This window comes from Pseudomonas sp. 05N433 (genome assembly GCF_056396925.1).
In genome coordinates, this window is the sequence record NZ_JBFTML010000001.1 from 163,965 (window position 1) to 177,281 (window position 13,317).

Annotated in this window: 10 protein-coding genes and 2 tRNA genes; 4 read left to right on the forward strand and 8 right to left on the reverse strand. The window is 59.8% G+C overall.

The window, feature by feature from the left end; all coding sequences use genetic code 11:
- Window positions 1-103: 103 nt before the first annotated feature.
- The 8 genes from AC1DIS_RS00725 to rnr form a co-directional block, all read right to left on the reverse strand.
- Window positions 104-2,407, reverse strand: a complete 2,304-nt coding sequence (locus AC1DIS_RS00725; RefSeq protein WP_026286605.1) for a YgiQ family radical SAM protein — start codon at window positions 2,405-2,407, stop codon at window positions 104-106.
- Window positions 2,408-2,666: 259 nt separating this feature from the next.
- Window positions 2,667-4,064, reverse strand: coding sequence for a replicative DNA helicase (gene dnaB, locus AC1DIS_RS00730; RefSeq protein WP_019650685.1), 1,398 nt, complete (start codon window positions 4,062-4,064; stop codon window positions 2,667-2,669).
- 136 nt (window positions 4,065-4,200) lie between these two features.
- Entirely contained in the window at window positions 4,201-4,647 is a 447-nt protein-coding gene (gene rplI / locus AC1DIS_RS00735) for a 50S ribosomal protein L9 (RefSeq protein ID WP_007939577.1), read from the reverse strand.
- A gap of 19 nt (window positions 4,648-4,666) precedes the next feature.
- The gene (locus AC1DIS_RS00740) at window positions 4,667-5,560 is read right to left on the reverse strand and encodes a YybS family protein (RefSeq protein WP_019582207.1); all 894 of its coding nucleotides are present in this window, start codon (window positions 5,558-5,560) and stop codon (window positions 4,667-4,669) included.
- 36 nt (window positions 5,561-5,596) lie between these two features.
- A complete protein-coding gene (gene rpsR, locus AC1DIS_RS00745; RefSeq protein ID WP_002551829.1) occupies window positions 5,597-5,827 on the reverse strand; it encodes a 30S ribosomal protein S18 in 231 nt (76 codons plus the stop codon).
- Window positions 5,828-5,855: 28 nt separating this feature from the next.
- Window positions 5,856-6,278 carry a 30S ribosomal protein S6 gene (gene rpsF / locus AC1DIS_RS00750; RefSeq protein WP_007939579.1) on the reverse strand — a complete coding sequence of 141 codons (423 nt, stop codon included), beginning with the start codon at window positions 6,276-6,278 and terminating at the stop codon, window positions 5,856-5,858.
- 234 nt (window positions 6,279-6,512) lie between these two features.
- Entirely contained in the window at window positions 6,513-7,280 is a 768-nt protein-coding gene (gene rlmB / locus AC1DIS_RS00755; protein ID WP_018928494.1) for a 23S rRNA (guanosine(2251)-2'-O)-methyltransferase RlmB, read from the reverse strand.
- The gene (gene rnr / locus AC1DIS_RS00760) at window positions 7,277-9,907 is read right to left on the reverse strand and encodes a ribonuclease R (RefSeq protein WP_018928495.1); all 2,631 of its coding nucleotides are present in this window, start codon (window positions 9,905-9,907) and stop codon (window positions 7,277-7,279) included. The genes rlmB and rnr overlap by 4 nt, the downstream gene beginning before the upstream one ends.
- A gap of 226 nt (window positions 9,908-10,133) precedes the next feature.
- On the opposite strand from rnr, the gene AC1DIS_RS00765 reads away from it, so the two are divergent.
- The 4 genes from AC1DIS_RS00765 to AC1DIS_RS00780 all read left to right on the forward strand — a co-directional run.
- Window positions 10,134-10,220 (forward strand) — tRNA-Leu (locus tag AC1DIS_RS00765).
- A gap of 165 nt (window positions 10,221-10,385) precedes the next feature.
- Window positions 10,386-10,472, forward strand: a tRNA-Leu gene (locus AC1DIS_RS00770).
- 329 nt (window positions 10,473-10,801) lie between these two features.
- Window positions 10,802-11,812, forward strand: a complete 1,011-nt coding sequence (locus tag AC1DIS_RS00775) for an extracellular solute-binding protein (protein ID WP_018928496.1) — start codon at window positions 10,802-10,804, stop codon at window positions 11,810-11,812.
- The coding region (locus tag AC1DIS_RS00780; protein WP_477780711.1) for an ABC transporter permease at window positions 11,812-13,317 on the forward strand (1,506 nt) is incomplete at its 3' end. The genes AC1DIS_RS00775 and AC1DIS_RS00780, both read left to right, overlap by 1 nt.

Sequence of the window (13,317 nt, forward strand, 5' to 3'; positions counted from 1 at the left end):
GGGCAGCCGTTGAAGTGCGCGCCACCTTAGCAAACAGGCCGCACACTCGCTAGAAAACAAAACGCCAGCACTAAGGCTGGCGTTTTGCGATATGGCGCGGAGATTAACGCGGCACGACCGGCTTGCGCGCAGGCTTCGGCCCCTTGCCTTTGGCCGCGTCCTTACGCTCCTTGGCAGCCTGCTGGTTGCGGGCGAATGCCGCCGCCTTGGCCTGTTCACGCTTGTCCCACGGGTTACCGCCATCGCTGGCACGCGGTGGCAGGCCGGTGTGCTGGGTCAGGATCTTGGTGGTCGTTTCCTTGGCCACTTTGTGGCTGCCAGCCGGCGTCGAGTTCTTGCGACGGGCGCTCTGATAGCTGTCGGTCGCTGGCTGATGCAACGGGATCAACTGGTTCTTGCCCGGCCCGATCAGGTCGGCGCGGCCCATGCGGGTCAGCGCTTCACGCAGCATCGGCCAGCCTTTCGGGTCGTGATAACGCAAGAACGCTTTGTGCAGGCGACGCTGCTCTTCGCTCTTGACGATAGTCACGCCGTCGCTCTTGTAAGTGACCTTGCGCAGCGGGTTCTTGCCCGAGTGGTACATCGCGGTAGCGGTGGCCATCGGCGACGGGTAGAACGCCTGCACCTGGTCGGCACGGAAACCGTTGCCCTTGAGCCACAGGGCCAGATTCATCATGTCTTCGTCGGTGGTGCCCGGGTGAGCGGCGATGAAGTACGGAATCAGGTACTGCTCTTTCCCGGCTTCCTTGGTGTACTTCTCGAACATGCGCTTGAACTTGTCATAGCTGCCGATGCCCGGTTTCATCATCTGGTTGAGCGGACCTTCCTCGGTGTGTTCCGGGGCGATCTTCAGGTAACCACCGACGTGGTGGGTCACCAGCTCCTTGACGTACTCCGGCGACTCGACCGCGAGGTCGTAGCGCAAGCCGGAGGCGATCAGGATCTTCTTCACGCCCGGCAAGGCCCGGGCGCTGCGATAGAGCTGGATCAGCGACGAGTGATCGGTGTTGAGGTTCGGGCAAATGCCTGGGAACACGCATGAAGGCTTGCGGCACGCGGATTCGATTTCCGGGGTCTTGCAGGCGATGCGGTACATGTTCGCGGTCGGGCCGCCGAGGTCGGAAATGACGCCGGTGAAACCCGGAACCTTGTCGCGGATCTCTTCGATTTCGCGAATGATCGACTCTTCGGAACGGTTCTGGATGATCCGGCCTTCGTGCTCGGTGATCGAGCAGAAGGTGCAGCCGCCGAAGCAGCCACGCATGATGTTCACCGAGAAACGAATCATCTCGTAGGCCGGGATCTTTTCCTTGCCGTACGCCGGGTGCGGAACGCGCGCGTAAGGCATGCCGAACACGTAGTCCATTTCTTCGGTGGTCATCGGAATCGGCGGCGGGTTGAACCAGACGTCTACCTCGCCGTGCTTTTGCACCAGAGCGCGGGCGTTGCCCGGATTGGTTTCCAGGTGCAGCACGCGGTTGGCGTGAGCGTAAAGCACCGCATCGCCACGGACTTTTTCAACCGACGGCAGACGAATGACGGTCTTGTCGCGAGTCATTTTCGGGCTGGCCAGGATCTGTACGACCTTAGCCTCGCCAGGGTCTTCAACCGGCCCCTTTTCCTGCTCGATGGCGCAGGCGGCGGTGTCCTGGGTGTTGACGTACGGGTTGATGATCTTGTCGATCTTGCCCGGACGGTCGATGCGCGTGGAATCGACTTCGTACCAGCCTTGCGGCGTATCACGGCGGATGAACGCGGTGCCGCGCACATCGGTGATGTCTTCGATCTTGTGGCCGTAGGACAGGCGCTGGGCGACTTCGACGATCGCACGCTCGGCGTTGCCGTAGAGCAGGATGTCGGCGCAGGCGTCGATCAGGATCGAGTTACGCACCCGATCCTGCCAGTAATCGTAGTGGGCGATGCGGCGCAGGGAGGCTTCGATGCCGCCGAGCACAATCGGCACGTGCTTATAGGCTTCCTTGCAGCGCTGGCTGTAAACCAGGCTCGCGCGGTCCGGACGTTTGCCTGCCAGGCCACCGGGGGTGTAGGCGTCGTCGGAACGGATTTTCTTGTCGGCGGTGTAGCGGTTGATCATCGAGTCCATGTTGCCGGCCGCGACACCGAAAAACAGGTTCGGCTCGCCGAGCTTCATGAAGTCGTCTTTGGACTGCCAGTTCGGCTGCGCGATGATCCCGACGCGGAAGCCCTGGGCCTCCAGCAGCCGGCCGATGATCGCCATGCCGAACGACGGATGGTCGACGTAGGCATCACCGGTGACGATGATGATGTCGCAGGAATCCCAGCCGAGCTGATCCATCTCCTCCCTGCTCATGGGCAGGAATGGCGCTGGCCCGAAACATTCGGCCCAGTACTTGGGATAGTCAAATAACGGCTTGGCTGCTTGCATGTCGATAACCGGTGTTGGCTTTCATTGAATTTCGCGGGCGCGGAATATAGCACAAATTTTGACCAATTCCGACGGCTATGGTCGGAAATCAGCGAGCGATATACGCAACCCCTGTGGCGAGGGAGCTAGCTCCCGCTCGACTGCGAAGCAGTCGCAACATATGCAAATACGGTGCACCTGAAACAGGATGACTCAGGTTTTGGGGTTGCTACGCAACCCAGCGGGAGCAAGCTCCCTCGCCACAAAGTCCCCGCGCAGGTTATTCATCGTCGTCGAAGTTGTAGCTACCCGGCGCCAGGTTTTCAAATCGGGTGTATTTGCCGATGAAGGCCAGGCGGATAAAGCCGATCGGGCCGTTCCGCTGCTTGCCGATGATGATTTCGGCAATGCCTTTGTGTTCGGTTTCCGGGTGATACACCTCGTCCCGGTAAACGAACATGATCACGTCGGCGTCCTGCTCGATCGCTCCCGATTCCCGCAAGTCGGAGTTCACCGGGCGCTTGTTCGGGCGTTGTTCCAGGGAACGGTTGAGCTGGGACAGTGCCACCACCGGGCAGTTGAATTCCTTGGCCAGGGCTTTCAGGGACCGGGAGATCTCGGAAATCTCGTTGGTCCGGTTGTCACCACTGGACCCCGGGATCTGCATCAGTTGCAGGTAGTCGATCATGATCAGACCGATCTCACCGTGCTCACGCACCAGACGACGGGTCCGGGCGCGCATTTCCGAGGGGCTGATACCCGCCGTGTCGTCGATGAACAACTTGCGATCATTGAGCAGGTTGACCGCCGACGTCAGGCGTGGCCAGTCGTCGTCTTCCAGGCGACCGGCCCGGACCTTGGTCTGGTCGATACGACCGAGGGACGACAGCATACGCATGATCAGCGATTCGCCTGGCATCTCGAGGGAGTAAACCAGGACAGCCTTCTCGCTGCGCAGCACGGCGTTTTCCACCAGGTTCATCGCAAAGGTGGTTTTACCCATGGACGGACGGCCGGCGACGATGATCAGGTCGGCCGGTTGCAGGCCACTGGTCTTCTCGTCGAGGTCGGTGTAACCGGTGGACAGGCCGGTGATCGAGTTGTCGGTGTTGAACAAGGTGTCGATGCGGTCGATGGCCTTGGTCAGCAGGTCGTTGACGCTGACCGGGCCGCCGGTTTTCGGACGAGCCTCGGCAATCTGGAAGATCTGCCGTTCGGCCTCGTCGAGAATCTCGGCGGCGGTGCGGCCTTCAGGGTTGAAAGCGCTGTCGGCGATTTCGGTACTGATGCCGATCAACTGGCGCAGGGTTGCCCGCTCGCGAACGATCTGGGCATAGGCCTTGATGTTGGCGACGGACGGCGTGTTTTTTGCCAGTTCGCCAAGGTAACCGAGACCGCCGACCTGAGACGTCTGACCTTCCTTGTCCAATTGCTCGGCCAGGGTCACGACGTCGATTGGCTGGTTCTGGTCCGCCAGCTTGGCGATGGCCCGGAAGATCAGGCGGTGGTCATGCCGATAGAAATCGCCGTCGGAGACTTGATCGAGCACGCGTTCCCAGGCGTTGTTGTCCAGCATCAACCCACCGAGCACGGCCTGTTCGGCCTCGATGGAATGCGGCGGCACCTTCAGGGCAGCGGTTTGCAGATCGTATTGCTCGGGAGCGGAGATATCGTTCATGGCCACTTGGTTTATTCAGGAGAAGCAGAGGTTGTGAAAATCAGGAACTGCAGAAAGACAAAGGGCACGACCTGTAAACAGGATCGTGCCCGATGTTACCGGCAAGCACCCGAGGGTGCCAGCCGACAAGTGCTGCTTAAGCTGCTACCACGACAACGCGTACGGTGGCTTCAACTTCGGCGTGCAGGTGCACGGCTACGTCGAATTCGCCTACGTTGCGGATAGTGCCGTTCGGCAGACGAACTTCGCTTTTTGCAACTTCAACGCCAGAGGCGGTCAGTGCATCAGCGATGTCGTGGGTGCCGATCGAACCGAACAGCTTGCCTTCGTCACCGGCGGTGGCAGTGATAGTCACTTCCAGCTCAGCCAGTTGGGCGGCGCGGCTTTCAGCCGATGCTTTACGGTCTGCTGCGGCTTTTTCCAGCTCAGCGCGACGCTCTTCGAACGCAGCCAGGTTGGCTGGGGTCGCAGCGGTAGCTTTGCCGTATGGCAGCAGGTAGTTACGACCGTAACCAGCCTTAACGTTCACTTTGTCACCCAGGTTGCCCAGGTTGGTGACTTTTTCCAGAAGGATCAGTTGCATGTGAAAATCCTCTTAACTTTTAACCTTCACCGTTCGCGCTATCGGCATCTTTCGGTGCCGAACGACCGCGAAAATCAATCAGGCTGTCGACGATGGCCAGAACCACCAGCAACGGATAGATCAGCTGCATGAACAGCAACAGCGTGACGTACAACCCCACCAGCCAGAACTTGGCCAGTCGCTTTTGCGCCACCAGCCCGTGAATCAGGGCCAGCCCGGCGAACACCAGCGGTACGCTGCACAACGGCGTCAACATGGCCATCTGCGGGCCAAGATTTGGCCCCAGAAGCATTAACGCCAGCAGCAACATCGCCGGTCCCAGCGGGATTCGGATGGCGCGAAACTCGCGACCAAAACCACCCGGGTTGTACAACAACGCCTGCCAGTAGCGCCCGACAATCAGGCTCAGCACACTGACGATTTGCAACAACGCCGCAATCAGGCCAGTCAGGACCGGTGCAATCAGGGACGCAAAGCGCGCTTGCTCGTCTACCGACAATTGCTGGTAGACCTCACCGAGTAGCGACGGCATGACTTTTATCAAAGCCTGCGCCAGCATCTCGATCTGGGGCGCAAAAGCCGCCCCCAGCACCACTGAAAACACCAATCCCATCGCTATGCTGACCAGCAGCACGCGGTTCCAGGACTCGCTTGCGCGCAAAACCAACGCAAGGCTCGAAGACCCCAGCAGCACCAGAAGTGCCCGTGGGTCGTCGAAGAAAAGCCACCAGATCAACGCCGGCAGCAGTCCCAGAGCAAGTACGCCAACGGCGTCCTTCAATCCGCGCCGCAGGAGCACAAGGCATCCAGCGGCAGCACCCAACCAATACAACAACGGCAATGTTGCGCATCCGGCCACTACCAGAGTGGCCTGCATACGGCCGCGCATGATGAACTCAGCTAAGGCGCGCATGCATTCAATCCTTTGCTACGTGTCGACTGCCCGGTCTCAGCGGCCGTGGCTGTCGGTGTAGGCCAGCAGGGCCAGGAAGCGGGCGCGCTTGATAGCGGTGGCCAGCTGACGCTGATAACGTGCTTTGGTACCGGTGATGCGGCTTGGAACGATTTTGCCGGTCTCGGATACGTAAGCTTTCAGAGTGTTGAGATCTTTGTAATCGATCTCTTTCACGTCTTCAGCGGTGAAGCGGCAGAATTTACGACGACGGAAGAAACGTGCCATGTAATAGGCTCCTCAAAAGGTCCGTGGATTACTCGTCAGCGTTATCGCTGTTGTCGCTGTCATCACTGTCAACGCCTTCAGCGTCGGAGTGCTCAGGACGGTCGCGACGCTCACGGCGCTCACTGCGGTTTTCTTCAGCCTTGAGCATCTCGGATTGGCCGGTAACGGCTTCTTCGCGACGGATGACCAGGTTACGGATCACTGCATCGTTGTAGCGGAAGTTGTCTTCCAGCTCGGCCAGGGCCTTGCCAGTGCACTCAACGTTCAGCATCACGTAGTGAGCCTTGTGAACATTGTTGATTGCGTAGGCCAGTTGACGACGGCCCCAATCTTCCAGACGGTGGATTTTGCCGCCGTCTTCTTCGATCAGCTTGGTGTAACGCTCAACCATGCCGCCGACTTGCTCGCTTTGATCCGGGTGGACCAAAAAGATGATTTCGTAATGACGCATGAATGCTCCTTACGGGTTGTAGCCTGCCGCTCAAAAGCGGTCAGACAAGGAGTGAATGACACTTATGGACTTGCTTGCGATAGACACATGCGTGCCTGCCGTCACAGCAAGGGGCGCAATTATAGAGAAGGGTCGAGGGAGGTGCAAGGCAATTGGTGATTATTTGAACAATCACTTCGACTGGAAAGCCGAACACTTGCAGGAGCCGCCTGCGGCGACTCCTGCAGAGGAGTCTCAGGACTTTTTGGCGGTCCCGGCGGCTTTGACGCCACGCTGGCGCAGCGCTTCGAACAGGCAGACGCCGGTGGCGACGGACACGTTGAGGCTGCTGACGCTGCCAGCCATCGGCAGGCGTACCAAATAGTCGCAAAGGTCGCGAGTCAGGCGGCGCATGCCGCTACCTTCGGCACCCATGATCAGGATGGTCGGGCCCGTCAGGTCCTGCTGATACAGATCCTGCTCAGCCTCGCCCGCCGTACCGACGACCCACAAGCCGCGCTGCTTGAGTTTTTCCAGGGTGCGCGCCAGGTTGGTCACGGCGACCAACGGAATCACTTCCGCCGCGCCACAAGCAACTTTTCGAACCGTCGGGGTCAGCGTGGCTGATTTGTCCTTCGGCACGATCACCGCCAGCGCGCCGGCCGCATCGGCCGAACGCAGGCAAGCGCCGAGGTTGTGCGGATCGGTCACGCCGTCGAGCACCAGCAGCAAAGGCGCGCCTTCGGTGCGATCGAGCAGCTCGTCGAGCATCGCCTCGCCCCAGACCTGGCTCGGGCTGACGTCCGCCACCACGCCCTGGTGCACGCCTTCAACCCAGGCGTCCAGCTCGCGACGCTCTGCCTGACCGACGGCCACGCGATTTTCGGCAGCGAGTTCGATCAGCGTCTGAACGCGCGGATCGCTGCGGCCTTCAGCCAGCCAGATCTGCTTGACGCGTTTTGGGTGGTGACGCAGCAACGCTTCTACTGCGTGCACGCCGTAGATCTTTTCCAACTGACTCATGACTTGGCCTTAGGTTTACGCGCCCCGCCGCTTCTGGCGGCTGGAGCGGAACCCGCTTTTGGCGGGCCTTTACGGTGTTTGCTCGGTTTGGCTGGCTTGCCGCCGGAGGCCTTGTCAGGCGCCGACCGYCCGGTCTTTCCCCCAGACGCCGCTTTACCGCCGCTTTTCGCTTCAGACAGCAATGCCTGTTTCATTTCACGACTTTTGCGCAACTCGGCATTTTTTGCCGCCGCATCGCTCGGACGATAGGCCTCGACGGCCTTTTCCTTGGCCGGACGACGCCCGGCCTTGGCCAGTACTGGCTCGGCAGCTGTTTTGATAGCAGGCGCTGCGGTTTCAGTGCCGCGCTTTTTGCGACCGATCGGTGCGCTGATGGTTTTTTCGGCCATCTCGAAGTCGATCTTGCGCTCGTCGAGGTCGACGCGCATGACGCGCACTTCAACGGTGTCGCCCAAGCGGAAGCTACGACCGGTACGCTCACCGGCGAGGCGATGGTGCACAGGATCGAAGTGGTAGTAGTCACCCGGCAGCGCGGTGACGTGCACCAGGCCTTCGACGTAAATATCGGTCAGTTCGACGAACAGGCCGAAACCGGTCACGGCGGTGATCACCCCCGGGAACGATTCGCCCACGCGGTCTTTCATGAACTCGCACTTGAGCCAGTTCACTACGTCGCGGGTGGCTTCGTCGGCACGGCGCTCGCTCATCGAGCACTGTTCGCCGAGCTGCTCCAGGGTCGCTTCGTCGTACGGATAGATCCGCGCCTTCGGAATGGTCATCGCGCCGGCACGGCGAACGTGCGGGGTGTCCATTTTCGAATGGATGACGCTGCGAATCGCCCGGTGCGTGAGCAAGTCCGGGTAGCGGCGGATCGGCGAAGTGAAGTGGGTATAGGCCTCGTAATTCAGGCCGAAGTGGCCCTGGTTATCGGCGCTGTACACCGCTTGGCTCAACGAGCGCAGCATGACGGTCTGGATCAGGTGGAAATCCGGACGATCCTTGATGCCCGCGAGCAAAGCCTGGTAATCCTTCGGCGACGGACCGTCCTTGCCTTTGTGCAGGGACAGGCCGAGCTCGCCGAGGAAGGCGCGCAGTTTTTCCAGACGCTCCGGCGGCGGGCCGTCGTGGACGCGATACAACGCAGGGATTTCGTGCTTCTTCAGGAATTCGGCGGTGGCCACGTTGGCCGCCAGCATGCATTCCTCAATCAGCTTGTGAGCATCGTTGCGAACGGTCGGACGGATTTCGGCAATCTTGCGCTCGGAACCGAAGATGATCCGGGTTTCCTGGGTTTCGAAATCGATCGCGCCGCGCACGTGACGAGCCGCCAGCAGAACCTTGTACAGCGCATACAGCTGCTTGAGGTGCGGCAGAACGTCGGTGTATTCACCACGAAGCTGACGCGCTTCGGTGGCTTTCGGCGTTTCCAGCATGGCGCTGACCTTGTTGTAGGTCAGGCGGGCATGGGAGTGAATCACCGCTTCGTAGAAGCAGTAGTCGGTCATTTCGCCGGATTTGGAGATGGTCATCTCGCAAACCATGGCCAGGCGATCGACGTGCGGGTTCAGCGAGCACAGGCCGTTGGACAACTGCTCAGGCAGCATCGGCACCACGCGCTCGGGGAAGTACACCGAGTTGCCGCGAACCTGGGATTCGTTATCCAGCGCCGAACCGATTTTCACGTAACTGGAAACGTCGGCAATCGCCACGTACAACTTCCAGCCACCGGAGAACAGGCGCAGCTTGCCCGGTTTGGCTTCGCAGTAGACCGCGTCATCGAAGTCGCGCGCATCCTCACCGTCGATGGTCACGAACGGCAGATGACGCAGGTCGATGCGCTTCTCTTTGTCTTTCTCTTCGACTTCGGGCTTGAGCTTGGCGGCTTCTTTCAAGACCGCTTCAGGCCAGACGTGCGGAATATCGTAGGTGCGCAGGGCAACATCGATTTCCATGCCCGGTGCCATGTAGTTGCCCACCACCTCGACCACGTCGCCTTGCGGCTGGAAGCGTGGCGTCGGCCAGTGAGTGATCTTCACTTCAACGAACTGACCGATCTGCGCGTTGGCATTGCGACCTGGCGTCACCAGCACTTCTTGCTGGATCTTCGGATTGTCTGCGACGACGAAACCGATACCGCCCTCCTCGAAGTAACGACCGACGATGCTCTCGTGGGCACGGGACACCACTTCGACAATCATGCCTTCGCGGCGACCGCGACGGTCGAGGCCAGAAACACGTGCCAGGGCACGGTCGCCATCGAACACCAGGCGCATTTGCGCCGGGCTCATGAACAGGTCGTCACTGCCGTCGTCCGGGACCAGGAAGCCGAAACCGTCACGGTGACCGCTGATGCGGCCCAGGATCAGGTCGAGCTTGTCCACCGGCGCATAAGTGCCGCGACGGGTGTAGATGAGTTGAGCGTCGCGCTCCATGGCGCGCAGGCGGCGGCGCAGGGCTTCGATCTGGTCTTCTGTGGTCAGACCAAACTCTTCGACCAGCTGCTCGCGGTTAGCAGGCGAACCTCGATCAGCAAGGTGCTGAAGGATCAGTTCGCGGCTAGGAATAGGGTTTTCATATTTTTCCGCTTCACGAGCGGCCTCGGGATCGAGGGACTGCCAATCGGCCATTAGAGAGTTTTCACCTTGTCTATATGCGGGTTAGTTTGGCATAGGCGTAATGAAACGGGAAATTTCAGGCTATGACAGCCCATCTAAAGCCCTTTATCGACACCGCGAAGCTGATTTGAATGCCGCCGGTAAAATTTTCCAGTTTTTTTTGATGACGGGGGTTTACAGTTAAAAAGACGCTCCGTATAGTGCGCGCCATCGACGACGCACTAGCGCTGCCGATACTGCCCAGATGGTGAAATTGGTAGACACGCCAGCTTCAGGTGCTGGTGACCGCAAGGTCGTGGAAGTTCGAGTCTTCTTCTGGGCACCAATTTCGAGCTTGAGATTAGATCAATTTCAAGGCTCACACAAAAACCCGCGAAAGCGGGTTTTTGCATTTCAGGCTTCTGAATTATTAAAATTAAATCAGGGGTTTACAGATCAAAATGCTCTCCGTATAGTGCGCCACATCAACAGCGGCAACGCTGAAGATCATGCCCAGATGGTGAAATTGGTAGACACGCCAGCTTCAGGTGCTGGTGACCGCAAGGTCGTGGAAGTTCGAGTCTTCTTCTGGGCACCAATTCAAATTCAAGGTCACGATCTTGAATTTCACAAAAACCCGCGAAAGCGGGTTTTTGCGTTTCTGGCCTTTGAAGCCATAGCCGCCCCTTGTGGCGAGGGAGCTTGCTCCCGCTGGGCTGCGAAGCGGCCCCCTCATTCTTTCAGTCAATCCTTATTGCCCGGTTTTGCGACTGCTCCGCAGCCGAACGGGAGCAAGCTCCCTCGCCACAAAGATCTGCACCAGCCCCTCTAGCAAAACCCTCACCCGCCCTGCAAGGCGCACTTGAGAAGCAATATCGTTTATCATTGTTTCAAGTTTTTGCAATGCGACAGTGAGGAACCCTGCGAATGATGCTTCGAAATACCCTGCGCCGCGGCCTGACCATCACCCTCCTCGGCCTGACACTCGCCACGCCCCTCACCCAAGCCGCCGATCCGGTTTCCCTGACACTCTATAACGGTCAACACAAGGAAGTCGGCGACGCCGTCGCCAAAGCCTTCGAAGCCAAGACCGGGATTCACGTCAATGTGCGCAAGGGCAGCAGCAACCAACTCGCCAGCCAGATCGTCGAAGAAGGCGATCGCTCCCCCGCCGATGTGATCTACACCGAAGAATCGCCACCGCTGAACAAGCTCGGCGAACAAGGCCTGCTGGCGAAAGCCGATGCCGCCACACTTGAAGTCCTGCCCAAGGACTACGTTGCCGGCAATGGCACCTGGATCGGCATCACCGCGCGGGTCCGGGTCGTCGCCTTCAACCCTAAACTGATCGACGAAAAAGACCTGCCCAAGTCGGTCATGGAATTCTCCGATCCAAAATGGCAAGGCAAGGTCGGCTTCGTGCCCAGCAGCGGCGCCTTCCAGGAACAGGCGGTGGCGATTATCAAGGTCCACGGGATGGACGCCGCCGAAGAATGGCTGACCGGCCTGCGTGCGTTCGGCAAAACCTACAGCAACAACATGGTTGCACTGAAAGCCGTGGAAAATGGCGAAGTCGCCACCGTGCTGGTGAACAACTACTACTGGTTCGCCTTACAGCGTGAAAAAGGCCAACTCGATTCGAAACTGCATTACTTCACCGGTGGCGACGTCGGCGGACTGATCACCGTTTCCAGCGCTGGCGTACTGAAATCCAGCAAACATCCAAAAGAAGCCCAGCAATTGCTCGCCTACATGGCCAGCGAAGAAGGTCAGCGTGTGATCACCCAGACCACCGCTGAATACCCGCTGCACAAGGGCATGGAATCGGATCGCGGTCTCAAGCCGTTCAGCGAACTGCAAGCGCCGAACGTCACGCCAGCCGATCTCGGCAACGCCGAAGAAGCCCTGGACCTGGAACGTGACGTTGGCTTGAACTGATGAGCACCTCGTTATCCGCCCCCGCTTCGCATGGGGGTTACATGCCAAGGCGCAAGCGGCCGTCGATATGGCTGCTGCTACCGGTTCTGCTGCTGGTGGTACTCAGCCTGTTGCCGCTGGCCTATGTCGGCCTCAAAACCTGGCAAGCCGGCTGGGCCGAGGCACTGCATCTGCTGTGGCGGCCCTACGTGTTTGGCCTGCTGCGCAATACCCTGGCGCTGATGCTGGGCGTCACATTGGCCTGCGGAGTGATTGGCCTGTCACTCGCCTGGCTGCTGGAGCGCAGCAATCTGCCGGGACGGCGGTTATGGGGCGTGATCCTGTGCCTGCCGTTCGCAGTGCCGGCGTTTGTCAGCAGTTTCACCTGGGTGTCCCTGAGCGCTCACTTCGAAGGGCTGGGCGGGGCGATTCTGGTGATGACGCTGTCCAAGTACCCGCTGATCTTTCTGCCGGTCGCGGCAACGCTGCGCAATCTCGACCCCTCTCTTGAAGAGTCTGCCCGCACCCTGGGGCAGAATCGTTGGGGTGTATTCTTCAAAATCACCCTGCCCCTGCTCTGGCCGTCACTGCTGGCCGGTTCACTGTTGATTGCGCTGCACATGCTGGTGGAGTTCGGCGCGCTGTCGATCATCGGCCTGCAAACCTTTACCACGGCGATCTATCAGCAGTTCGAACTGGAATTCAGCAACGCCAATGCAGCGATGCTTTCTGCGGTGTTGCTGGCGCTGTGCCTGGTGCTGCTATGGCTTGAGTTACGCGTGCGCGGCAAAGGCCGTCACGTACGCACCGGTCAGGGCGCTGCGCGGCATGCGGAGCAGGTTCGCCTCGGGCCGTGGACGGCTGTGGGACAACTTTACTGCTTGCTGCTGGCGATCATCGGCAGCGGCATTCCACTGGGAATGCTGGCGTACTGGCTGATGGTGGGTTCGTCGGCAGCGTTCCCGGTGGCCGCGATCAGCGAGGCATTGCTCTCGTCGCTGGCGCTGTCGCTCGGTGGCGCTGCGCTGTGCCTGGTGCTGGCGGTGCCGGTGGGGTTGCTGGTGGTGCGCCATAAAGGCCGACTGGCAATCTGGGCCGAGCGCTTGCCGTATCTGCTGCATGCACTGCCGGGATTGGTGATTGCGCTGACCCTGGTGTATTTCGCCCTGCATTATGTGCCAGTGCTGTACCAGACCTCGACGCTGTTGCTGATAGCCTATGCGCTGTTGTTTCTGCCACTGGCGCAAGCACCGATTCGCACCGCACTGAACAAGGCCGCACCGCAACTGGAAGAGGCCGCACGCACGCTGGGGGCGTCGTCTTTCAGCGCGTTTTGTCGGGTGACCCTGCCCATCATCTTTCCCGCCCTGGGTGCTGCGTTTGCGCTGGTGTTTCTGGATGCGATGAAGGAACTGACGGCGACGCTGCTGCTGAGCCCGACCGGGCTCAATACGCTGGCGACGGAAGTCTGGGCGCATACCGCGAATGTGGAGTTCGCGGCGGCGGCGCCTTATGCGGCGTTGTTG